Origin of the sequence: Planococcus versutus (assembly GCF_001186155.3) — a bacterium.
Lineage (GTDB): Bacteria > Bacillota > Bacilli > Bacillales_A > Planococcaceae > Planococcus > Planococcus versutus.
Genome location: NZ_CP016540.2, coordinates 1,968,540 through 1,993,206 on the forward strand (window position 1 = coordinate 1,968,540; position 24,667 = coordinate 1,993,206).

At 37.9% G+C, this 24,667-nt stretch carries 24 protein-coding genes and 1 riboswitch; of the genes, 1 reads left to right on the forward strand and 23 read right to left on the reverse strand.

The genetic code is table 11. From position 1 onward, the window contains the following. Positions 1-11: 11 nt before the first annotated feature. The 17 genes from I858_RS10165 to I858_RS10245 all read right to left on the reverse strand — a co-directional run bounded on the left by I858_RS10165 (position 12) and on the right by I858_RS10245 (position 15,141). The gene (locus tag I858_RS10165; RefSeq protein WP_006829858.1) at positions 12-284 is read right to left on the reverse strand and encodes an HU family DNA-binding protein; all 273 of its coding nucleotides are present in this window, start codon (positions 282-284) and stop codon (positions 12-14) included. A gap of 171 nt (positions 285-455) precedes the next feature. Further along, positions 456-1,166: a hypothetical protein gene (locus I858_RS10170; protein ID WP_065524919.1), complete on the reverse strand. Its 711-nt coding sequence runs from the start codon at positions 1,164-1,166 to the stop codon at positions 456-458. A gap of 10 nt (positions 1,167-1,176) precedes the next feature. Beyond that, on the reverse strand, positions 1,177-1,380 hold the full coding sequence (locus I858_RS10175; protein WP_065524467.1) for a DUF2768 domain-containing protein: 204 nt from the start codon (positions 1,378-1,380) through the stop codon (positions 1,177-1,179). An 87-nt stretch (positions 1,381-1,467) separates the two neighbouring features. After that, positions 1,468-2,487, reverse strand: coding sequence for an NAD(P)H-dependent glycerol-3-phosphate dehydrogenase (locus I858_RS10180; RefSeq protein WP_065524466.1), 1,020 nt, complete (start codon positions 2,485-2,487; stop codon positions 1,468-1,470). A 22-nt stretch (positions 2,488-2,509) separates the two neighbouring features. Next, positions 2,510-3,820 (reverse strand): ribosome biogenesis GTPase Der, encoded by a 1,311-nt coding sequence (der, locus tag I858_RS10185; protein ID WP_065524465.1) that lies wholly within the window; start codon positions 3,818-3,820, stop codon positions 2,510-2,512. 93 nt (positions 3,821-3,913) lie between these two features. After that, entirely contained in the window at positions 3,914-4,969 is a 1,056-nt protein-coding gene (gene fni, locus I858_RS10190; RefSeq protein WP_065524464.1) for a type 2 isopentenyl-diphosphate Delta-isomerase, read from the reverse strand. A 1-nt stretch (position 4,970) separates the two neighbouring features. After that, complete coding sequence (rpsA, locus tag I858_RS10195; RefSeq protein WP_065524463.1) at positions 4,971-6,116, reverse strand: 30S ribosomal protein S1; 1,146 nt, start codon at positions 6,114-6,116, stop codon at positions 4,971-4,973. Positions 6,117-6,184: 68 nt separating this feature from the next. Next, positions 6,185-6,775, reverse strand: a complete 591-nt coding sequence (locus I858_RS10200) for a lysophospholipid acyltransferase family protein (RefSeq protein WP_065524462.1) — start codon at positions 6,773-6,775, stop codon at positions 6,185-6,187. Next, positions 6,776-7,450 carry a (d)CMP kinase gene (cmk, locus tag I858_RS10205; RefSeq protein ID WP_065524461.1) on the reverse strand — a complete coding sequence of 225 codons (675 nt, stop codon included), beginning with the start codon at positions 7,448-7,450 and terminating at the stop codon, positions 6,776-6,778. 80 nt (positions 7,451-7,530) lie between these two features. Continuing rightward, positions 7,531-8,220: a glutamic-type intramembrane protease PrsW gene (prsW, locus tag I858_RS10210; protein WP_065524460.1), complete on the reverse strand. Its 690-nt coding sequence runs from the start codon at positions 8,218-8,220 to the stop codon at positions 7,531-7,533. Between the two features lie 73 nt (positions 8,221-8,293). Then, the gene (locus I858_RS10215) at positions 8,294-9,262 is read right to left on the reverse strand and encodes an asparaginase (RefSeq protein WP_065524459.1); all 969 of its coding nucleotides are present in this window, start codon (positions 9,260-9,262) and stop codon (positions 8,294-8,296) included. A gap of 64 nt (positions 9,263-9,326) precedes the next feature. Further along, the gene (locus I858_RS10220) at positions 9,327-10,295 is read right to left on the reverse strand and encodes a YpdA family putative bacillithiol disulfide reductase (RefSeq protein ID WP_065524458.1); all 969 of its coding nucleotides are present in this window, start codon (positions 10,293-10,295) and stop codon (positions 9,327-9,329) included. A 63-nt stretch (positions 10,296-10,358) separates the two neighbouring features. Continuing rightward, positions 10,359-11,120 carry a metallophosphoesterase gene (locus I858_RS10225; protein WP_065524457.1) on the reverse strand — a complete coding sequence of 254 codons (762 nt, stop codon included), beginning with the start codon at positions 11,118-11,120 and terminating at the stop codon, positions 10,359-10,361. 68 nt (positions 11,121-11,188) lie between these two features. Continuing rightward, positions 11,189-11,818, reverse strand: a complete 630-nt coding sequence (locus I858_RS10230) for a CBS domain-containing protein (protein ID WP_065524456.1) — start codon at positions 11,816-11,818, stop codon at positions 11,189-11,191. Positions 11,819-11,883: 65 nt separating this feature from the next. After that, the gene (locus I858_RS10235; RefSeq protein ID WP_065524455.1) at positions 11,884-12,606 is read right to left on the reverse strand and encodes a LysM peptidoglycan-binding domain-containing protein; all 723 of its coding nucleotides are present in this window, start codon (positions 12,604-12,606) and stop codon (positions 11,884-11,886) included. Between the two features lie 85 nt (positions 12,607-12,691). Continuing rightward, entirely contained in the window at positions 12,692-14,119 is a 1,428-nt protein-coding gene (locus I858_RS10240; protein ID WP_065524454.1) for a RecQ family ATP-dependent DNA helicase, read from the reverse strand. Further along, a complete protein-coding gene (locus tag I858_RS10245; RefSeq protein ID WP_065524453.1) occupies positions 14,116-15,141 on the reverse strand; it encodes a YpbB family protein in 1,026 nt (341 codons plus the stop codon). Before I858_RS10245 ends, I858_RS10240 begins: the two co-directional genes overlap by 4 nt. Positions 15,142-15,248: 107 nt before the next feature. Between I858_RS10245 and I858_RS10250 the strand changes: the two genes are divergently transcribed. Further along, positions 15,249-15,500, forward strand: coding sequence for a ferredoxin (locus I858_RS10250; protein WP_038704175.1), 252 nt, complete (start codon positions 15,249-15,251; stop codon positions 15,498-15,500). Positions 15,501-15,598: 98 nt separating this feature from the next. Here the strand turns inward: I858_RS10250 and I858_RS10255 are convergent, their stop codons facing one another. The 6 genes from I858_RS10255 to I858_RS10280 all read right to left on the reverse strand — a co-directional run bounded on the left by I858_RS10255 (position 15,599) and on the right by I858_RS10280 (position 24,628). Further along, entirely contained in the window at positions 15,599-18,940 is a 3,342-nt protein-coding gene (locus tag I858_RS10255) for a S8 family serine peptidase (protein WP_065524452.1), read from the reverse strand. A gap of 505 nt (positions 18,941-19,445) precedes the next feature. Beyond that, a complete protein-coding gene (locus I858_RS10260; protein ID WP_065524451.1) occupies positions 19,446-20,027 on the reverse strand; it encodes an ECF transporter S component in 582 nt (193 codons plus the stop codon). 145 nt (positions 20,028-20,172) lie between these two features. Continuing rightward, a riboswitch (FMN riboswitch) is annotated at positions 20,173-20,305 on the reverse strand. Positions 20,306-20,380: 75 nt separating this feature from the next. Further along, complete coding sequence (locus I858_RS10265) at positions 20,381-21,568, reverse strand: hypothetical protein (protein ID WP_049693184.1); 1,188 nt, start codon at positions 21,566-21,568, stop codon at positions 20,381-20,383. Further along, positions 21,558-22,091, reverse strand: coding sequence for an RNA polymerase sigma factor SigX (locus tag I858_RS10270; protein ID WP_049693185.1), 534 nt, complete (start codon positions 22,089-22,091; stop codon positions 21,558-21,560). Before I858_RS10270 ends, I858_RS10265 begins: the two co-directional genes overlap by 11 nt. 46 nt (positions 22,092-22,137) lie before the next feature. Next, positions 22,138-23,919, reverse strand: a complete 1,782-nt coding sequence (locus I858_RS10275; protein ID WP_049693186.1) for an ATP-binding protein — start codon at positions 23,917-23,919, stop codon at positions 22,138-22,140. Continuing rightward, a complete protein-coding gene (locus I858_RS10280; protein WP_049693187.1) occupies positions 23,912-24,628 on the reverse strand; it encodes a response regulator transcription factor in 717 nt (238 codons plus the stop codon). Before I858_RS10280 ends, I858_RS10275 begins: the two co-directional genes overlap by 8 nt. Positions 24,629-24,667 lie beyond the last annotated feature (39 nt).

Genomic DNA, 24,667 nt, shown 5'->3' on the forward strand with positions numbered 1-24,667 from the left:
GAGGCTAAAGCTTACTTCACTGCGTCTTTAAGCGCTTTACCTGGCTTAAATGCAGGAACTTTGCTTGCAGCAATTTCGATTTCAGCACCAGTTTGTGGGTTACGTCCTTTGCGGGCCGCGCGTTCGCGTACTTCAAAGTTACCGAATCCGATCAACTGTACTTTTTCACCTTTAGTTAAAGCGTCTTGAATCGTCTCAAATGCAGCGTCAACTGCTTTGGCAGCGTCTTTACGAGAAAGTTCAGCTGCTTCAGCAACAGAGTTCACTAATTCTGTTTTGTTCATGCTATTCACCTCCTCTCAAAGGGGATGCAACCATCAATCCTGTAAAAAGAGTATCACATCGAAAATCGCATAGCAACAACAAACAGCTCTCTTTTCTAATATAACCTTCAAATACTGACATATTTTTCTAAAAAGAAGCTATTTCTGTTAAAACGCATCAAATCAGGGGTTTTACTCTTCTAAAAATATCGGTTCATTGTCTTCGTTAATTGTGTAAGGAAGTGAATAAGCTGGCAAGACTGGGAAGTCTTCATACAGGATAAATCGAATGTCTTGGCCAGGTTTCAACTCACCTTCATATTCTTGAAGAGCTGTAAAAAGATCCATTGCATAATCGACATAAACATCCCCGCTGCCGGTAATCACCATGGGCAAATTCCGGTCACTATATGGACTGACTACTGTCGGTTCTTCTGAAAAACCCATTGCTTTATGGTTAAATTTGTAGACATTATCCGCTAATATTTCAGCAATTGGCGCTTGTCCACCATTAGCACTTTTCCGTACATTTACTGATCTAATCGCTTCAGCCGCTTTTAAATCCACTAATTTTACGGTTGGATTTTCTTCAACATCTACTAATACATACTGAAAAACGCCACCTGTTTCAAATGCATTGGACGGGATTTCAGCCGTGTATTGAGGCACAATTTTCGAAAAATCTATTGGATATTTGATGTATTGATCAATCTCCATGTCTCTTGTTTTGATTGGCAACAGTCCACCTGTTTCATCTCTATATTGGTTTACTGCATTTTGAACAGTGAGTAATTGATCTTCATAAGGAACTTGATTTCCAGCTCTCTCATCTTGTGGAAAACCACAAGCAGTCAGAAGAACAGCTATCAATAAAAGCAAACTTAGCATTGATATTTTTTTCATTTTTCTCACCTCACGCGCCGCCTGTAGGGCCGCTAAATACTGTGAATACCATGATGAAAAATCCAAGAATTAGTAAGATATAAGCAACTAGTGCAAACGTAAATTTAAGGATGCCATTCTTTAGTTTATACCTGCTCAAGTAAATCATACCCATCGAAATCATTAAAAAAGCAATTCCAGCAAATGATACCCACATTTTGTCTAAAGAACTCATAATTGCCCGCCTTTCATAGTGTTTCAGTCCATAGTATAGCACAAAAAAAGAAGAGTCAGCATGGAGCTTCCTCTTCTTTTGTGACAATTAAAGTAAGTCGACTAAATCTTCCATTTCGTTCTTTTTGGTCCGCCCCATTAAGCTTCCAGCTGCTTGGTCAGTTGATACATTTTCAAAAAGAACCGAGTAAAGTGCAACTGTAATCGGCATTGGTACATCGTAAGCTTTAGAAAGTTGATAAGCGGCTTTAGTCGTGCGAATTCCTTCGACGACCATCCCCATTTCTTGCAGCACTTCATCTAACGACTTTCCTTTGCCTAACATGTTCCCTGCTCGCCAATTGCGCGAGTGAACACTTGTGCACGTTACAATTAAATCGCCCACTCCAGTCAATCCAGAGAAAGTTAGAGGTGTTGCACCCATCTTAACTCCTAAACGCGCAATTTCTGCTAGTCCTCGCGTCATAATGGCAGCTTTTGCATTATCACCAAACTCCAATCCATCCGTAATTCCGACAGCTAAAGCGATAATGTTTTTCAAAGCTCCTCCAATTTCTACACCAATGACATCCGTATTCGTATAAACACGAAAATACTGATTCATAAATAGATCTTGGACTCGAATGGCCGACTCAGTGTTCTCACAAGCTGCTGTAACAGTGGTTGGATGTTCTTGTACTACTTCTTCTGCATGACTCGGTCCAGACAACACTACGATATCTTCAATCCATTGCTCAGGAATTTCTTCGCGAATCATTTCACTAATCCGCTTTAAGGAATCTGGTTCGATTCCTTTTGAAACATGAACAAACAGTATTTTTTGATCAAGATTCTTTTTAATCTCTTGGCATACTTCACGAATCGCTTTTGTAGGTACAGCTAATACAAAAATACAACTATGCGCAACTGCTTGAGGCAAATCACTTGTTGCTTTCAAGCTTTCTGGCAACTTCACATCTTTTAAATAACGTTTGTTTGTGTGCTGATTGATTTCATCGGCTTGTTCTTTCCGATGTGTCCAAAGAAGTAAATCATGACCATTTTGAGCAAGTACATAACTCAGCGCGGTTCCCCAACTTCCCGCTCCAAAAACTGAAACTTTTTCCATAAGTTAAACCCACCTTTTTATCTTAAGTACGAGCTCTCGTTATAAGACGAAGAGGAGTTCCTTCAAAATCGAAACTTTCGCGAATCCGGTTTTGCAAGAAACGTTCATAGCTAAAATGCATTATTTCTGGCTCGTTAACAAAAACCACAAATGTTGGTGGTTTAATCGCGACTTGCGTTGCATAGTAAACACGCAAACGACGGCCTTTGTCTGATGGTGCAGGGTTCATAGCTACTGCATCTTCGATTACTTCGTTTAAAATACTCGATTGAATACGTCTTGAGTGATTATCATTCACTTTGTTGACAATCTCTAAAATACTATGCACACGTTTGCCGCTGATTGCTGAAACAAACATGATCGGCGCATAATCAAGGAATAAGAAATGCTCGCGAATTTTACGCGTAAAAACATTCATCGTTTTTTCGTCTTTTTCAACTGCATCCCATTTGTTTACGATAACAATGACTGCTTTACCAGCCTCGTGCGCATATCCTGCAATTTTCTTGTCTTGCTCTTGAATACCTTCTTCTGCATTTAAGACGACTAAAACAACATCCGAGCGTTCAATTGCACGTAAAGCACGTAAAACACTGTATTTTTCTGTTGTTTCGTAAACTTTCCCTTTTTTGCGCATTCCTGCAGTATCAATAATGACATATGGTTGTTCATTGTACTCATACTGTGTATCCACAGCATCGCGTGTTGTTCCTGCTACTTCACTGACAATAACACGTTCTTCTCCTAAAAATGAGTTTACGAGAGAAGATTTGCCGACATTTGGACGACCAATCAATGAAAATTTAATGACATCGTCCGGATATTCTTCATCATCTTCTGCTGGGAAGTTTTTAGCCACTTCGTCCAGTAGGTCTCCTAATCCCAGTCCGTGTGATCCTGAAAGCGGAAAAGGTTCGCCCATACCTAATGTATAGAAATCATAAATCATGTGACGCATATCGGGATTGTCGATTTTATTGACAGCTAAAATGATCGGCTTTTTTGTCCGATATAAAATTTTAGCTACTTGCTCATCTTGTGTTGTAACACCATCGCGTCCATTTACAAGAAAGATAATGACATCTGCTTCGTCCATAGCGATTTCTGCCTGTTGTCGAATTTGTTCTAGGAATGGCTCGTCACTAAGATCAATGCCTCCTGTATCTATAATATTAAATTCGTGTGTCAACCAATCTGCCGAGCTGTAAATACGGTCACGTGTTACTCCAGGAATGTCTTCCACGATTGAAACTCGTTCTCCTACCACGCGATTGAAAATCGTGGACTTACCAACGTTCGGCCGGCCGACTATTGCTACTACCGGTTTTGACATAATAACTTCATCCTTCCACTTCTGATATGCCTATTATACACGAAAAAGAAGATGGCATCTGTTAAATGTCCATCTCCTCCATATGTGCAATATTCAGTTATTCTTCATAATTGCATAGCTTGCTGGATCAAAGCCTCTCATAGAAAGATATTGAGCTAATTCTCCAGTAATTATTGCAGGACATTTTGGCAAATCTATCAATTTTTTAGCACCAAGCGCTGTCATCATCATCGACAAATCTTCGTGCAGTGATTCGATATCAGCAATCAATTGTTTTTCTCCTTGTTGCATCGCAGTTTTTAAAAACGAACCAGCTAAACCCACAGCATCGGCGCCCAATAAAAATGCTTTGATTATGTCTTGTGCATCTTGTATTCCGCCAGATGCTAGCACTATTTTATCAAATGCACTTTTGACTTCTACAATTGAAGCAGCTGTCGGAATGCCCCAGTCTTCAAAGTAAGCCAATTTTTTTCGACGTCGTTCATTTTCAATCTGCGCAAAGTTTGTTCCACCAAAGCCACTGACATCAATTGCTGCTATAGCACTTTGTTTTAATTTCCCTGCTGTTTCTCGAGACATACCAAATCCCGTCTCTTTTACAATTACAGGGACCTTTACTTGCTCAGCTATAGCTTGTATACGCTCGAGTGCACCACGAAAATCTCGATCTCCTTCAGGCATGGTTAATTCCTGAATAACATTCAAGTGAATTTGCAATGCATCAGCTTCGATCATTTCAATTGCATCGTGAGCTTGTTGAACAGTTGCTTCACTGCCGAGATTGCCAAATAAAATTCCATTTGGATTTTCTTTCCTGACGACAGAATAGGTACGACGTTCACTTGCATCTTTTAAAGCAGCCATTTGCGACCCAACAGCCATCGCGATTCCGGTTTCTCTTGCAACACGCGCTAAAAGACCATTTAACTGTTGTGTATCGTGCCCTCCGCCACCAGTCATTGCATTGATAAAAACAGGTGATTTCATCTTCAAATCACCTGTTTCAGGTTTTATGCAATTATCAGATACTGCTACATCAGGCAGAGCCTGATGTACAAACCGAATGTCATCAAACATATTTTTACTGCTTTGTCCTGTGGATAAAGCATACTGTATATGATCCATTTTCCGTTCAGCTCTTGACATATTATTCGGTTTTAAATCCTTTTAATTTATCACCAATAACATCACTGATAGAGAATCCAGACGACTCTTCAGGAATATCATAACTTGAAAAGTCTTGATCATTTTGTTTTTCCTGCAAATCTTTAATACTAAGAGACAATCGCTTATCAGCTTTGTTTACTTCTAATACTTTAACTTGCACTTCTTCGCCTTCTGTTAAAACTTCGTTGGGTGTTCCAATATGTTTATGAGCAATCTGCGAAATATGAACCAATCCCTCAACACCTGGGAGCACTTCGACAAATGCACCATAGCTAACCAGTCTTTTAACCTTTCCAGTATGCACAGAATCTTTAGGTGCTTTTTCATCAATCGTATCCCACGGTCCAGGCAATGTCTCTTTGATGGACAAGGAAATACGTTCTGAATCTCGATCAACCGATAATACTTTCACTTTTACTTCTTGACCTTCAGTAACAACATCAGAAACTTTCTCCACATGTTCATGTGATAATTGAGAGATATGGACTAAGCCATCTACTCCTCCAATATCAACAAAAGCTCCAAAAGAAGCAATGCGTTGAACTTTTCCGCTCAATTCGTCTCCGGCATGGATTTGTCCCATTACTTGCTCTTTTTGTGACTCTTTTTCTTTTTCAATAACTGCCCGATGAGACAAAATTAACCGGTTGTTTTCCTTTTCCATCTCAACTATTTTAAATGTTAGTGTTTTGCCTTTGTAGTCTTCAAAAGACTCGACAAAGTAATCTTCCACAAGAGAAGCCGGAACAAATCCGCGCACACCCAAATCGACGACCAAACCACCTTTAACCACGTCTTTTACTTGTGTTTCAATAATTTCTCCTGAGTGGAATTTCTTTTCCAAATCGTCCCATGCTTGTTCAGCATCTACTTTACGTTTGGATAAAACAAAGTTATCATCTTCGACTTTAGTAATAATCAGTTCTAACTCGTTTCCAACTTCAACAGAATCTGATGCTTTTTCGATATGCAAGCTTGATAACTCACTAATTGGAATAACGCCATCAAAAGGCGCTCCTTCAATTGTTACCGTAACAGCTTTTTCCTCTATTTTTGACACTACCCCTGTGACGCGATCTCCTGTTTGGAAGTCACGGTTTTCCAACATGTTCGTTTCCTCTGACATAAGTAGCCCTCCTTCACAAACTATCCATCTTCTATTTTATTCGAATTCTCTAATAAAAACAAAAATTATCACTTATTACTAGCGTAGTCGTCTATGATCTTCTGAATACTCCCCATAATTGCTTCCGTTACTTCATCCACTGAAGCTTTCCGCTCACGATATGGCTCCATTCGTATGGGTTCTCCGTAAACCACTTGCACTTTACGAAATGCTTTGTAAGGTCCAATAATTGCACACGGCATTACGTCTGCATTTCCTCGCAGCGCAAAAAATCCAGCTCCGCTTAGTCCTTTTTGCAAAACTCCGTCGGTAGAGCGAGTTCCTTCTGGAAACAAGCCAACCACTTCTCCGCCTTTTAGTATTTTTAACGCTGTTCGAAGGGCTTCACGATCGCTCATGCCACGCTTTACAGGGAAAGCATTTACTTTTGGTAAAATGGATTTAAGTATCGGAGCATTGAACAACTCTTCTTTCGCCATAAAATGAACCGTTCTAGGTGCAGTCATCCCGACAACCGGAGGATCAAGTGCATGGATGTGATTTGAACAAAGAAGAATTCCTCCTTCTTTCGGAAAATTTTCAGCTCCAATTACTTCAAAGCGATAAAGAGGACTTAATACCGTTTTTACAAGTCCTTTGCCAAAAGCATATAAATTCATTTAAATCATCCTCTCCTCGGCCAATTTCAAAATTTTCTGTGCTGCTTGATCAATGGTTAAAGTGGTGGTATCTAAAAACACAGCGTCTTCTGCTTGACGCAATGGTGATACTTGACGTTCACTATCCATTTTATCACGTTCAGCAATTTCAACTTGCAACTCTTCAAGTGATGTTAAAATACCACGTTTGTTATTTTCTTCAAATCTTCTTCGAGCTCTTTCTTCAACAGATGCAGACATAAATACTTTTAATGCAGCGTCCGTTAAGACATGCGTTCCAATATCACGACCATCCATTACCACTCCACGGTCTTTAGCTAGTTGCTTTTGTAATTCAACCATGTGCTTGCGTACTAGTTTATGTGTCGCCATTTCTGAGACTGCTTTTGTTACGTGTTGAGATCGAATAGCTTCTGTCACATTTTTCTTATCAAGAAATACGAGCTGGCCATCTTCTGATGGCTGTAAGTCGATTTCTGTTTTCGCTAATAATTTTCCAGCTTCTTCATTGCTAGCCATATTAATTCTTTCTGATAAGGCTTTCATTGTAATGGCACGGTACATCGCACCTGTATCGATATAAATATAACCTAACTGTTCTGCTACTATTTTTGCTATTGTGCTTTTTCCAGCTGCTGCTGGACCATCGATTGCTATTTGTATTGGTTTTGTCAAAATAGTCACCTCATCTTATGAATTCATCACATTTTAACATAAAAAAAAAGTCTCTATGTGTAAGACCTTTTAGTATGCATTTATTTCCCTGACTGTGTTGTAGAACTTTGCTCAACGTAATGTGACACGGAAAGCAAATGGGCTTGTTTAACTTTTCGGAGACCAAACCACCATAAAAACAACATAAATGGAATGGCCCCATACATAATATTATCGTATATGTAAAGACTTGTGTTATAAGCCAAATGGAGAATAATGGAACTTAAAAGAGCCCACCCTATCCAGCGTCTACGCTTATTATCTTTACTAAACTTGGCTATACCAAAATAATACCCCATAACAACACCAAATAACGCATGACTTGAAACTGGTAAAAATGCACGAATAAATGCAGTCTGTAAGCCGAACTCTAGTATGTATAATATATTTTCGACAGTAGCAAATCCTAAAGAAATGCTGGCACCATATAAAATCCCATCATACGGATCTTCAAAGTCTACATGACGATATACCGCAATTAACAAGACGAACCATTTAAAAAACTCTTCAATCACGCTTGAAAACACAATATTTTGTAAAAAATGATTCACAAAAACTCCTTCAGCATCAAATACATATTGAACAAAAAGAATTGGGAATGTCAAAACAGCTCCATATATAAAACTTTGAAACAGTAGCTTTGATGGTTCCCCAGCAAATTGATCACGTAAATAGAAATAACTGAAAAGCGCTAGGCCCGGGGCTATTGCTACAGTCAATAAAATGATCATACGCTTACCCCTTTAGTTGAATTGTCCCTATTGTATCATGCTCTTCCATTGTTTTCAGCTCGCCCTTTGTTTCTTATCGGTGGAAGGCATCGTCCGGTACATCTCTCCCAGCAGACAGCAATACCGCTAGTTTAATACGTGCTTTTTTACTATCGTAATCACTTCCGAGGATTACGCCACGTGCCATCAAATCATGCGCGCTACCCGGATAACTATAGGCTGGATACGTATTTCCTTCTTCAGCACTCGTTGTTAATACAACAGGTACTCCTTTTTTTACCGCTTGGTCAATCGCTTCTACCATGTGTGGAGATACTTGTCCTCGACCTGCAGCTTCTAAAATTATTCCTTTGCAAGGACCTGCAACCAGCTGGTCGATTAAATAGCCATCTTGCCCTGAATGACATTTAATAATATCCACGCGCGGCAACGTCTCTTTAATGACACGTACTTCATGTATGACCGGTTTCTGATAAACTCGTACAGTATCATTATCAATAATCCCTAAATAACCATGCCCAAAAGAATCAAAGCCTTGTAAATTACTAGAATGAACTTTTTTTACGTATTTCGCACTATAAATTCGTTCATTAAAGACTACAACAGCACCTATTCCTCGTAAATTCACATCTACAGCCACGTAGATCGAGTTTTGCAAGTTGGAATAGACATCTGTTCCGACTTCTTCAGGAGACCGCTGCGAGCCTGTTATTACAACTGTTCGGTCGTCATCAATTGTTAAATCCAAAAAGTAAGATGTTTCTTCTAATGTGTCTGTTCCATGAGTTACAACAACACCCTCAACTTCTGGATCTTCTAATTCTTCAAGAATTGCCTGTCTAATTTGTAGCATTTGGACAAAACCAATATGCATACTTGGCAGTTGCAAAACATCCACTACTTTTACTTCAATATCTTCAGGAAGTTGACAAAGTTCTGCTAATTCTTTTCCTGAAATCGCTCCTGATTTTAATAGTCCATTTGAAACTTCTCTACTGGCAATCGTTCCGCCTGTTGTAATTAAAGATACCTTTTTTTTCATTTCAGAACTTCCTTTCTTACTTGACTAAACGCATGTTAGTTAAAAATTTTTAAACTTCTCCTCTTTACATAAGTCGCTCTTTTTTGGCAATCGCTTCCGCAATTTGATGGCCATGAAATCGACCGTTTTCTATGAAAATTTCATTGGCATTATTGCCTGCTGCAATCACTCCAGCAATGTATAAATTTTCTACATTAGACTCCATTGTTTCTTCATTAAATATGGGTCTCCCCGAATGTTCTTCAATTACAATCCCCATTGATGTTAAAAATACGTGATCTGGATGATAGCCAATCATAGCAAAAACAAATTGATTTGGAATGGTTTCTTTTTGATCATTTGCAGTCAACTCAACGCTATGATCGGTAATGCGATCCACCATCGAGTCGAAAAGCATCGTGATTTCTCCTTTTCTCACCAATCCATCAAACTCTGGTAAGATCCAAGGTTTAATGCTTTTTGAATAGCTAGTTCCATGATAAGAAACTGTTACTCTGCTGCCTGCTTTATGCAGTGCTAAAGCAGCGTCAACAGCAGAATTTTTACCGCCAATCACTAACACATCTTGATCAAAATAAGGATGCCCTTCTTTAAAATAATGCATAACTTTCGGCAAATCTGCGCCTTTAACATCCAATGTGTTTGGCTGATCGTAATAGCCTGTAGCAGCGATTACGTACTTTGCTTGGAATTGACCTTTTGTTGTAGTAACTGTAAAAAACTCATTTTTTTCCACTCGTTCAACGGTTTCAAACGACCGCACTTGAATTCCGCTTCTTTTTACAACTTCGCGGTAGTAAACCAACGCTTGATTACGCTTTGGTTTATGCTCTTCTATAATAAAAGGAACGTCACCAATCGCTAATTTTTCACTTGTACTAAAAAAAGTTTGATGTGTCGGGTAATTAAAAATAGCATTGACGATATTTCCTTTTTCAATAACTACTGTTTGTAGACCTATTTTCTTTAGTTCCATCGCAGCCGATAAGCCACAAGGACCGCCTCCGATAATTAATGCATCCACTTTCTCCATTATAAAACATCTCCTGTACTTAAGCTTTCTCTGTAGAAAAAACAACTTTCCTTTGCATTTATTTTATTCTCTCGCATCGATTGAATGTGTAATCGTCAGTAAATGAAACTCCGCAGGTGCACCAAGTCTAAGATGCAACGTGGTCGTCCCAAACCCATTACTAATTAGTTCGACACGGTTTCTTTTCCACTCTATCGCACCTTTTCTAAACATCCCAAAAGGTCCAATTCGGATTTGACCACCGTGGGTATGACCTGCTAGCAGTAAATCAGCAGAGTAAGGAGCTTTTACTTTCCAAAAATCGAAAGGTGTATGAGAAACAAAAATAACGGTATCTTGTTTTTTAACATCTCGAAAAGCATTTTCAAATCCATTTGGCTTATAAGCAAAATGATCAAGTCCAACTAGCCTTAACTGATCGTTGCCAAAGAGTGGTACTGATATATCATCCATTACAATAACTCCATAATAATCAAAAATTTTTCTGAGCGAGGTTTCATCTACTTCTCGGTCGTTGTTGCCCCATACAAAATATACGGGCGCATAAGCGCTTAATAGTTTAATATTATTAGCGACTCTTTCAAGAGGTACACCTCTCTCGACTAAATCCCCTCCTATAATTATAATATCAATAGGAAAATTAAGTGACTCAGCTTTAATTATTCTTCTGTGGACATCAGCGATAAAAAGCAGATTAAATGGTCTAAACTTTTTTTGTGTTGGCAGTTTAATGGTTTTTTTCACCAGATTTTCTGAAAAAGCATTTCTTACCATAAAGACCAACAAGGCAATTGCTGCTAAAACGATTCGCATTAAATATTTCATAGAGAGATTCCTTTCATAACGAAGAAAAAAACATAAGCGAGGCTTATGTTTTTTATTTTACACTTCTATTAATCTTCAGCAATATCTAACACTCGGAAGCCCGATTTTTCAAGTTCTTTTATAAATCGGTCAATGTTGCCTTTCTTTTCAACCTTTAACACAATGCGTCGAACCATTTTATTGCTTTCATCGAATGTAACGAGCGAAATTACAGATTCTTTATGCTTCTCAATAATTTCTCCTAAACGACCAATACGTCCTTCTGATTCAACAGAAGTAACCGTGATGCGGTAGCCTGGTTCGTTCATTCCAAAAGCGCTTTGCAATTGATTAACAATATCAAAACGTGTAACTATCCCTAAGAAATGATTGTTTTCTACTACTGCAATAATTGGGAAGTCGGCTAGTTTAACTAAAGCTTTTTCGTAAACATCGTTAATATTCAAATAAACTTCTTGATTGACGATTACATCACTAACTTTGGTTGAACTGATAAACTCAGCTTTCGTTTTACCAGAGTAGAAAAACGCACGATATGCATGATACCAAGTAAAGATTCCTTTAAATTCAGTTCCTTCAACTACTGGTAAAGCATCGATTGTGTAATTATCTAACAAATCAAATCCCACTTGTACAGAATCTTCCATTTTGACTGTATAACATTTTTCTTTTCCCACCATTACACTTTTAACAAACATTTGATCTCCTACTTTCTTTTATCTTTTAGCTATTCCCTATTTAAATCTAAATTAACCCACTAATTTTATGGTAATGTTAAGGTTTGACCGGGACTAATACTGTTTGAACTTAGCCCGTTTGCTTGTTTGATTTTTTCAACTGCTGCTGCTGCACCTGTTGCTCCATAGTTATTCACAGCGATTCGATAAAGTGTTTCACTAGACTGAACAACATAGGTTTTACCATTAGCACTCGGGGTTTCTTCTTTTTTATCTTCTGCTTTTTTGGCTTTTGCTTCCGCTTCTTTTTCAGCTTTTGCTTTTTCTGCTGCTTCCGCTTTTTCGGTAGCCTGTGCATTTGCTTGTTGTTCTGCTTGAGCTAGTTCAGCAGCTTGTGCTTTTTCTGCTTGTACTCGTGCTGCTTCTGCTTTTGCTTGCTCTTCAGCTTGTGCTTTTTCTGCTTCTGCTGCTTGTGCTTTTTCAGCCTTTTCTTTCTCCTCTTCTTCTTTTTTAGCAAGAGCAACAGAAGTTGCAGAGGGCTCGGAATTCATTTCGAAACTTACTTCGTTTTCTACAGATTTGGCTGTCAATGAATCATCGGGTTGAAATATAAAAGCCACATAAATCAGCATCGAAATCGGGATAAAGATAAAGATAAAAAATAATGCAGGCAACAAGAGACCTTTACTTTTTTTAGCTTTAGGCTTTTGAGCTTGTTTTTGTGCTGCTCTAGACAACACAGAGTTTTTGTCCATCGAAATTTCTTGTCTATTCTTTTCGATCGATTCACGGTAACTATTATTTCCCATGCTTGACTACCCCTATCTTTACGTATATATATAAATCTATTATGACGAAAAAAGACTCATTTGTAAATGACAGTTAATTAAAACCTTACATAGGTAATATTACACGTAAACGATCTTCCCATTCAACAAGCACGTTGTTTTTTGCTGAGTAATTAAAAGCTTCAAAATTCTCGTAATCGATTCCATCATTCACACAACAATTATCAGGTTTAATTATCAACTGCTGATCAAAGCTTTCAATTAGGTAAGTGCGTAGACAATTCTGAAGCGAAACCAATTCTCTAATTTTCATTACTTGTTGTTTCTTACCAATACTCAGTAATTCCAATTGTCGAATAATGCCTTCTAATGGCAATTTCGTCATCCAATAAGAAATTACTCGAAAAGCGGTTTCTCGCACTATTCCTTGATCAATCAAGTAAGTGGCTGCTGCTCCTTTGTGATAAACTTCTTCTATTTCATATTGAGTAGGTAAGTCATCCATTACTAGACTTTCAAGTAAACCCTCATCTCCTTGTGCATATAACAATGTAGCCAAAGCCGGTTTTCCGTCCCTTCCGGCTCTCCCTACTTCTTGTACATATCCTTCAATTGAAGTAGGCAGTTGAAAATGAATAACTTGACGAATATTAGAAATATGAACACCCATTCCAAATGCATTAGTAGAACAGATCCATTGTATTTCTCCATTTTGAAATTGCTGTTGAACAAAAATACGGTCTTGATGCTCCATTCCTCCGTGATAAAAAGCAGAAGAAATTCCTTGCTCGGTCAAAAGAGCAGATAATTCTTGGGACTTTTTTCTAGTTCCGGCATAGATAATTCCAGGACCATTAAATCGATGGATAAATGTTTTTAAAAACTCTATTTTTTCATGTCGGTCTTCAAATTTTTTTATATCATAAACAATATTTTTTCTATCCATGGGGTGACAATAGATATACGGTTCCATCAAAGATAAGTATTCTTTAATCTCTTCAGTCACTTTGTCAGTGGCTGTTGCCGTAAGTGCCAGAATTTGAGGAAAATTTAACGTCGGTAAAATTTCAGAAATTCGCAAATAATCTGGTCTGAAATCAAATCCCCATTGAGAAATACAATGAGCCTCATCTGCCACTAACAAGGAAACTCGAATTTTTTTCAGATTTTTTTTTATGAAAGGTTGAACTAACATTTCGGGAGAGATAAAAATAAATTTATAAGAGCCAAGACGGTTCATAATTTTTTCTTTGTCTTCTGGTTTTAAGAACGAGTTGATGGCAATTACAGACTTCTCTCCCATTTTTTTTAATTGAGCAACTTGATCTTGCATTAATGATAATAAAGGAGAAACAATTAATATGCTGTCCGGTAAAACTTTTGCAGGTAATTGATAGCAAATAGATTTACCCATTCCTGTCGGCAATAATGCAATGACATCATCACCACTTATGACACGTTCGATAATTTCTTTTTGTCCAGGACGAAAAGAAGAAAATCCATAAGTAGTATACAATAAATTTTCTAAATTCATAGTTGTTCCTCCTTAATCGCAAGTGCTAATCGAATTTGAAAATAACTGGCCTGTGGTAAGCTTTCTTTTATTTCACGTAACCTTTTTGATTTTAAACGATGACTTTCAGCAATAATTTCTTCGTATAAACTCGGAAAGACAAACGGCTCATAGTTAAAATTAGGGTTGTTCATCGCCAACTCTACAATATGATCTTCAATGGTGCTTGTTTTCAATTGACGTAAAGAGGCAACTTGTTCTATAGTAAACCCTCTATCAAATAGCTTTTCTGTCCGTGCAGCCGTAGCGGTTAAAGAAGACGGTTGAATGATTCCTTCCATTAAACCTATAAGCAAGGAAGGTTTGGTTTGTTCAATTAGATCCATCCAAGCATGCAAGCCTTCCACCATCATTAGTTGTACATCTAAAATGTGAAGATTTTTAGATGTAGCGATTTGTTGCCACGTCAAGCCACCTAATTCAAAACCGGATAAACGTTCCATTAAAATCGTTTTATGAGTTTCGGAAACGTTTGAATTGGTTAAAGTAGTTATAAGCTCGTTTTTAAAAGCTTGTGATACAGCAATTTCACGAAACTGAATTTGCTGTAAGTACTTTTTCACCCATTTTTGTACTTCTTCATTGTTTACAACTGGATCGAAAGTCTTTATTTGCTGACTAACATGAGATAAAGTTTGAACAATTAATGACAAACGGCTAAAAAAGAGTGCTTCGTTGCCTCTATACTTCCAACCGTTCAATGGAGATGGAGGTACGCTAACTTCTAACGCACTTTTTGAAAGCTCGATCACATGATCATTAACCAATAAATACCCTTTTGAAAAAAGGGTTTGAACCGACTGGTCATAGTCTTTCTTATCCAATTTTGGCAAAACACCAAAATAAGGATAAAGGCCAAAATAGCCAATATCCTGAATTGTTTGTCCAGACTTCTTTCCTCGGATCAAATGATAAGGAGAAGAAATGGTCCGTTGCCTATTAACGGTCTTCATAATGGCTAAAATAAGTTCATTAAATAACAAGCTTGCACCCCCTAGCGGTTTTAGGTTGAAAAAGTTCTCAAACACCTTTAGAATAAATACGATAGCATAACTGAACTTGTTCGGAGATAAAGGAGAGGAAAAACAATATGGCTAAGTATACCATTGTTGATAAAGATACTTGTATCGCTTGTGGTGCATGTGGAGCTGCTGCACCTGATGTTTATGATTACGATGACGAAGGAATTGCTTTTGTTATTTTAGATAATAACATGGGAACAGAACAAGTTCCAGACGAACTCGAAGAAGACATGGAAGATGCATTTGAAGGATGTCCAACAGATTCTATCAAAGTAGCAGATAGCTCTTTTGAAGGCGATCCGTTAAAATATGAAGATTGAACGTCCATAAAAGAGCTAAGAGCCAAAGTCATTTAATGACTTGGCTCTTAGCTCTTTTGATTTTTACAGACCATCAAAAGTCAAGATTTTATTTTGAATTATTTACGAGTCGTTACATTTACTGTGATTTCATCATCTTTATAAGCAATTGTAATAGTGGTTGACCCTTTTTTCTTAGCCGTGATTAAACCATTTTCTACAGACAAAATGGATTCATCGGCTACTGTATACGTAGCCTCTTTTGTCACATTGGTTTTCTTTGTTTTGCCATTGGCTAAAATCGCTTCTTGCCAAACCACAAGTTTCCCTTTGTTGCCGTTGATCGTTATGTTTTCATTGTTGACGATTAATGTTGTGTTGTCATTTGGTTCGGGTTCTGGCGTTGGTTCTTCTTCTTCTTTTTCATAAATTAACGACTCTGCAGTATTTCCCGCAGCATCTTTGACGAACACCGTTACCGTGTTGGTTTCTTTTGTTACAGGGAAAGTGAAAGTTCCATCTGCAGACAAGTTTAAAGCAACAGGCTCAGATTTTTGACCGTCCACTGTCGTTACATAGCTTGCATTTAATTTGTCATTCAAGTCGTAGTCTAGTTCGTGTTTCTTGAGTTCTGTGTTGTAGTCGATGTATTTATCCGTAATTTGACCCGTTGCTTGACCATTTTCAACACTACCTGCGATCTCAGGAGCAGTGGTTTTCACAATAATTGGTCCAACAAAATCACTTACCGCTTTATTTTGAGAGATTACTTTAAAATCAATTGTGTAAAGGCCATCTGGAATTGTCGTACGTGGCGTGGCATCCCATGGTTGGTACATGCCGTCTATAGATAATGTATACGAACCAGCAGCTAGCTTTTGTCCAGCAATAAAATAGCCTATATAGCCATCTTCGAACTTACCACCTTCAGGATTCATAATGTCCCATAGTTCAATATAATGAGAAGTTACGTCTCTAGTTAGTGTAAATGCTAATTGAGCATTGTCTTTCACACCATCTCCATTAAAAGACAGGTCTTTTTCTGTAATGCTCATATTCTTAATTTCTGCTAATCCAGTGCCTCCAAAATCAGCAGCGAATGGAAGTGAAATTTCATAGTCTCCATTCTTCAGATGAATATACCCAAGCAATTCGTCTCCAGGGTTTGTTTGAGCGTTTTGGTCCGCTACTAATGTAGCGGTTAACGATTGTTCTCCATTCAAGTTAAATGAAGTTTGGTCTACTGTTAATGTGGCACCGGCAAAGCCTTTAGTAATTTCAACAGTGACATCATAAATCCCACCTTTTTGCCCCATATCTTTAACTAAAATTTCTTTATCTACTGAAACAGCCGATTCCGAAATATTTTGTGTACCAAAAGTGACCGTGCCTTTTATGTTATCAACTAATTCTCCACTTTCGTCCACAATTGCTTGGTCTTGAGCATAAGCTAATGCATTAGGATGAACTGCCGCATATGCATTCACTCGACCTGCTCCTTGTGCAAAAACATCATACTTTTTAGTGTCTAAAATTGTTGCAGTGTTGGAAAGTGCAACTTTCACATCAAACGCATTCCAATCTGGATGTGCTTGTTTTACCAAAGCCGCGATTCCTGCAATATGAGGAGTCGCCATCGATGTTCCTGTTTTGCGCGTGTACGCCTGGCTGTATGATGCATCCGGGAAATCAGCTTTGTACATAGGAATTGCTGACATAATATTTGTTCCTGGTGCACTTACATCCGGTTTAATATCAAAATTGGGTGTAGAAGGACCACGTGAACTTGATGCATTCACTTCATCTCCTTCTGTTGTTGTGTTTGTAAATCCATCAAACGAAATGCTTCCTTTAGTGCCAGAGAGTGCCGAACGAAGTGCTTCTCCGTCTGTTTGAGACATGTCAAAAGTCGGTAAGAACTCGAAAGAATCGCCTAAAAATGTACCTGAAGCTCCAGGGGCGTTTGTGCCACCTGCAAAGTTATGAATAATTACAGCTTTTGCACCTGCTTGTTTTGCAGCTGCGATTTTATCCACAAAAGCAATTTCCCCACGAGAAATTAACGCTACTTTATCTTGTACATCAACTTCTGCGAAGTCTGTCGGTTTACCAAATCCTGGCACCGCTACTATCTCGTATTCTCCTGAAAGTTGTTCAGAAAGATTTTGACCAAATGTGGTTCCCATTAGTTGAAGTGATTTGTCTAATGTGTAACTTCCAGCCACTACATTCATCGTACCTTCATATATTTTCTCTGGATTGGTGGTGTTACCTACCGCTATTCCTAAACGGGCAGTAGCAGGAGTTCCCATTGTGCCACGTTTTGGCCCTGAGTTCCCTGTCGCTACGACACCAATCGTACCTGATAACATCGCGTTGTTAATCGCAAACGAACCTGCATCGGTTTCCGTATTTGCTCCTCCACCTAAAGACAGGTTTATGACGTCCATTTCTTGAATAACTGCTTCTTCAATTGCTGCAATGATCCCAGAAGTTGAACCACTTCCATATGCACCTAGTACACGGTAGGCATACAAGTCAACTTTCGGCGCAATTCCTTTAATGCCGTATTCGTTTGCTCCAATTGCAGCAATTGTGCCTGCAACATGTGTTCCATGTGATGTATAAAATGAACTCCCGTTTGCATTAAATTCGGGTTGAGTTGACACACGTTCAGACGGTCTTGTTTCTGATGCATCGTCTATCGCACGTGATTTTGTGTAAACAGTTGGGTTAAACGGAATAAAGTTTTTTCCGCCTTTATAAATGCCCGTAAATTCTGGATGGTCTGGATCAATCCCTGTATCAAGAACTGCAACTTTCACTCCTTGACCTTCCAACCCCTCTTGCCACAAAGGCTCAATACCTAAGAAAGAGATACTATTGTCCATTGCTGCATCAACATCTCCAGCAGCAGTGGTTTTCGGTGTTTCCATTGCATGAACCTCTGTATCAGGTTCAACCAATGTTACGCCTTCGATTGTTAAAATTTTATCCAAATCTTTTGCTTTTACGGTTGCTGCAAATCCATTAAGAACCGTGTCATAAGCAAAACCTTCTTTAACAATTATGTTTAAAGCACGCATTTCTTTTTTAGCTAATGCTTGCTGCGCTTTTACATTCTTTTTGACTTTTGTTTTGGCATCATTAGAAAATGCTTTGCCTTTTGACTTTACAATTGCACGTTCAAGTCCCACTGGTTTTTTTGACAAGTGGACAATTACATCGACTGTCTCCTCACCAGACTTTTTTTCAAGTGCTTTGTGAAGTCGTGGCTGACTGTCGATCACACGAAGTTGATCGGCGATAGCTGCTTTGATTTCCATTTGACTTTGCGTTTGTTGGTTTTCTTTAACAGAAAGATTTTGCTCTGCTGAAACCGAGAACGGTGACAGGAGCGAAAAAACCAACACGAAAGTCAGAATGGCGCTGAAAAGTTTAATAAAATTGACTTTTGACAATTTCCATTTCCCCTTTGCTTTTTTGTTCACACAAATCAGAATTGCATGACAATTCGAATGTTAACATAAGGAGAGAAGAAATTGTATGTTTCTTGAATATAAAGAATAATAGGGGTATGTATAAATATTTTGTAAACTGTAATAATACTTAAAATAATTTTCATAATTAGAGCTAATTTTTTAAAATTCGGTATCTACACATTATGAGTTTTTTTAATAGACTAAATCTCACAACACTTCTTTAATATTATTAGTTCCATTTCCATTCTTTTTTGTTTAAATAATAAATTTCAATCTTCTTTTTATTTTTTATATTATAATCTTGCTTTGTTGTATTTATATTCATTGTTTATCAAGACATTTTCATATGATTATTCATTAAAGCATTTAATTAGTTGTGTAATTTCACAAACGACAAAAACAGGTAGCGAAAAGTTTTGCTTTTCGCTACCTGTTTTTTCGTATCACCATCCTGTTAAATTAAAATGGCGCATCGTTTTTTATTTTATGACAAATAATAGGTACGCTGCTTTTCAATCCAATTGTGCATGCTGCTAAACATAAGCAAGACAATAGCTGTCAAAAGAACGCCTTTAATTAAGTTAAATGGTAAAATCCCTAAAACGATCGTCCCGAATAGAGCAGTTCCCGTTTCTGCAGGCATGTTGAGGAAATACGTATACATCGGCAAAAAGACAAAATAATTTAAAACACTCATTCCAATTGCCATCGACAATGTACCGACTGCTAAGCCGAATGCCATTCCTTTTTTCGTCGCCACTTTTTGATAAATAAAATAAACGGGCAAAATAAACAGCAAACTCGTCACTAAATTTGCCATATGACCAACAGGTACTCCAGTAGGACTTCCTGCAAAAAGCCAATCTAGCACGTTTTTAAAGAAAGCAACTAATATTCCTGCTACTGGCCCCATCGTAATTGCTGCGATTAATGCAGGCACATCACTAAAATCCACTTTTAAAAAAGCAGGTAGCGCTGGCAATGGGAAGTTAAAAAGCATTAATATAAAAGAAATACTGCTCAACATTCCAATGACAATCATCGTTTGTAACTTTTTATTCTTCATGTTCCTCTCTCCTTGTAGTGATTCACCAGAAGAAAAGTTTAGACCTCGCATTTACATATAAAAACCCTTAAGCATTAATTACTTAAAGGAGAAAAGGCACACTTAACAAGCGTTCCGTCTACATGTAAACGACAAACGTCCGCACCTTCACCTTCTCCCATCCAGACTATACTGTCGGCTTTGGAGTCTCACCAAATCCTGCGTTTTACGGCTCGCGGGCTTATGAACAGAGTTCAATTACCGCCGGTAGGGACTTGCACCCTGCCCCGAAGATGAATCGTTATTTTGTTATAGCCTAATCGTAGTATAAAAAAGCAGTGTTGTAAACAAATTTGTTTACAACACTGCTTTTCTCATTGCGCTGTCCATTCCAGTAAATTTGGTGCTATAGGAATTGGCAAAGGTAGGCTAAAGTCAAAGCCATTCCAATTGACTGGTTGCAGCCCTTCGATTTTAGCTTCTTTATGAAATGAATTGGCTGTTAATGTCAGACTTTCGATCATTCGTACAGCGTCTAACTGATTGATGGCATTTAAGTCGACTTCTGTTTCAAATCGAACTGTCACAAGCTTATCAGTTTCAATTACTTGAAAAACTAAGTCTTCGGGAATTGTTCCACTATACAAATCACTCGGACTTTTAGTGAGTGAACTAATAGCTTCGCTCACTGAAGCAAAAGGCATATCGTATCCTGGCGCAAGATAAATGTCACCATTTTTTGCAGCCACTGAGTAGTAAGCAAGATTTTCTTGAGTAGGCACTCTACTTTCAACAGGACCAATTTGAGAAAACTCTGCAGCTGATCCGTCTTTATTGACCACTTCAATTTGATCTGCATCGTTAAAACTTGCTGATAGTGTATTGAAATAGATACCTATACTTGCAGAAGCCTTATCGTATTGATGATCTTGTGGCAACATATGACGAATGCCTGTAGTAGTTTTTTCTAATGTCCCAATATAAGGATGATAGTTATCAAAACCGAGTGCTTTTTCATTAATATCATCAGCGTATTTTTGGTACAACTCTAAAGATGTGGGGACCAAACTTTTAAAATCGCTCGCAATTTCTTCAGCTGGAATCAAGAACGTCACAGGCACTACAATTGCTTGCACAGTCAGTCCAATAGTCATAACAGTTTGATCACTAATCTCGCTTTCATAAACCGCCGTTCTCACTGTATCTTCTACTTGTGCTGTAGAAAACTGATCCGATTCACTTTCGTTAGAATCCTCAACTTCTGATAATTCGTTGTTTTCCTTCATTGTTGCTGATGACTCATCTGCTGCATCACTAGAATCATTTTTTGTTTGAGCAAAGTCAATTCCGTTTTGACTAATGATCGAAGAAACTAAAATACCCATAGCTATAAAAGCTAATGCTGCAATCAAAATTGGTAACCACGGTTTCCGAGGTTTCTTCACTGATTTTCGTTGAACTAATTGATTGTAAACTCTTTTTTTTGACCGGTTGTCTTTTATCTCGGGGAACTCCTTTAACAAATCTTCGATAGCGTCATCGGTCCATTTGTTATTCGGCATTGTCATCTCCCCTTTCTCTAGCTACTAATTTTTCGCGTAAAGCTTTTATTGCACGATGTTGCGTAGTTTTTACTTTTCCTTCAGTCCAAACTAAAATTTCTGCAGTTTCTGCAATCGACAAATCTTGAAAAAACCGCATGATGATGACCATTTTTTGATCGCCAGTACATGTATCTAACGCTTTATACAAAAGTACTTTATCTTCATTTAACAAGGACACTTCTTCTGGAAGTTTTTCAGACGAAACCAATTGCTGTGTTTCCCAATCAAAGTACTCCATTGAATGTTTTGTCCGCACAGCTGCTTTTCGAAAATGATCAATTGCCACATTTTTAGCGATGGAAAAAAGCCATGTTTTTTCGGAGCTTCGTCCTTCAAAACGATCAAACGCACGAAAAGCACGAATGTATACTTCTTGCATTAAGTCTTCTGCTAAATGTCTATTTTTCACAAGATAAATTAAAAATTGAAAGACATCTTGATGATACTCATCATACAATCGATGGAAAACGGAGTCATTCAATATACTCCCTCCGTTCTTAAGATTAGTCGTCTCTGTCTTCGAATAGTTACATGTTTTTCAAAGGCAGGTAAAAGGCAAAAGAAGTTCCTTGTCCTTCAAGGCTTTCTGCGTGTATTTTACCTTCATGAGCTTGAATAATATTACTAGCAATTGCTAAACCAAGACCTGTTCCACCTTTGCCAAGCGTTCTTGCTTTGTTCGCTTTATAAAAACGTTCAAAAACAAATTCTAAATCTTCTTTGGAAATACCGACTCCGGTGTCATTAATTGAAATTTTAGCGTATTCTTGCTGCTGTTCAACACGAACCACTACTTTTCCGTTTTCTGGCGTGTGACGAATAGCGTTATCGATGAGATTTGTCATCACTTGTTCAATTCGGTCTTCATCCATTTCGCTAGTTGCCCAATCATCGAGTTTTGTTTCAAACGATAAGTAGACTTCGTTTTCTTTTGCGATTTGAGTAAACTTAAGAGTCATACGTTCAATAGCACTATTTAATTGAACTATTTCTTTATACAGTCTCATATAGCCCGATTCCATCCGTGCAAGATTCAATAAATCTGTAACTAAACGACCCATTCGTTGTGATTCTTCATAGATGATTCTCGTCATTTCACGTCGCTCTTCTTCTGTCGCTCCAACATCATCTAGAATGGCTTCACTATAACCTTGAAGCATCGCAATTGGAGTTCTTAACTCATGAGAAACATTCGCTATAAAGTCTTCTCTAAGCTTTTCTAAGCGATGTTGTTCGGTCATGTTATGCAACACTGCAACGGCTCCACGAATTGATTCTCCGCTATATAGAGGACTAAAATTGATAGCATAATATGCCCCTTCAATTTCTAATTCTTCTTCAAGTTCTTCTTCAAACCCGAGCACGTGATCCAACATGTGAAGCATTTCTGGTGGCAATGGTTGTGCTTTTGTTGAACCATTTTTAAACATCCATTGTTGCAATAGCTTTTCTGCAGGTGGATTACTTAATAATATAGTTTTGTCTTGATTAAATGTAATAACAGCATCTGCCATTGATGTTAGAATACTTGATAATTGCTCTTTCTCTTGATTGATTACTTCAACATGGTGTTTGAGCTGTCGACCCATTTGATTAAAAGCAATCGCTAATTGACCGATTTCGTCACTTGAAGTCGCTTTCACTTTAGTGTCAAAATTGCCTTTAGCAAGCTCGAACGCACCTTCACGCATTTTTCGAAGAGGCGATGTAATTCGTGATGATAAAAAGAAAGCAAAAAATGTCGTTAATAATAATGCGATAAATGCAGATAAAAAAACAATATTAGTTGTTCGTTCCGCAGTGCGGTCCATAACTTCTAAGGATTGATAAATAAAGACAACACCGTGTTCTTCTTCTCCAGTTTTTAGCGGGCTCGCCAAAACAATATACGATTCTAAACGATTTTGTTCTGTTAGTGATGGCAGCAGGATTTCTTTCATAACAGTTTCATTGGTTTCAAATACTTTTTGAAATGCTGGCTCATTCAATATTTTTTCTCTTGTTTTTGACCCATTTATTCCATCGTGAAGATAATAGCTGCTATCATAGGGTTTTTCAGCGATTACTGCATTGGTTTCAGGTCCAATGATATCTTCAATAATATCTAAGGAAATCGATACTTGTTGATGGTCATTGAATATATTGCCAATCATGTTTGCTTCACTGTTTAACGCTTCTTCCACTGTTTGACTATGATAGTTTCCAAGAAACTCCAAAAGAAGAACGGTCACAATAAAAAGAACAAAGGAAACGAGAAGCAGGATCGTAATCCACAGCTTCCCGACGACACTATTCCATATTCTATTCATTCCCTACCTCAAATTTATAACCTACGCCCCATACCGTCACAATCATTTTCGCAGCTGGTTCTGAAACGCGATTGAGCTTTTCGCGTAAGCGCTTTACATGCGTATCCACTGTTCTTAAATCTCCAAAAAAGTCATAATGCCACACTTCTTTTAGTAAATGCTCACGATCGAACACTTTATCAGGAGCTTTTGCTAAAAAGTATAGCAATTCATATTCTTTTGGTGTCAAATTCACTTCTACATTATCTGCTGTCACACGATGTGCATCATGATCAATTGTCAAGTGTGGGAAAACAACCAAGTCTTTCGAAGCTGTTGAATTCGAAATTGGCGAATAAGCAGATGAACGTCTTAAAATTGCTTTGACGCGAAGCACTACTTCTCTTGGACTAAATGGTTTAACAATATAATCATCTGCTCCAGATTCAAAACCTTCGACTCGATTAGCTTCTTCTCCCTTGGCTGTTAGCATAATAATCGGCGTCATTTTTGTTTCACGAAGTTCTGTTGCAACTGCAACACCATCTTTTTCAGGCATCATTAAGTCAAGCAAAATACAATGATAGTCTTTTTCCAATGCCATCTCTAACGCTTGAACGCCATTTTCAGCTTCTTCTACTAAATAGCCTTCACGTTCTAAATACATTTTCAACAATCGCCGAATTCTTTCTTCGTCATCTACAACCAAAATCGTAATTTCTTCAGACATGTTAACCCCTCCAACTTTCTGCTGTTATGTTTCATTGTA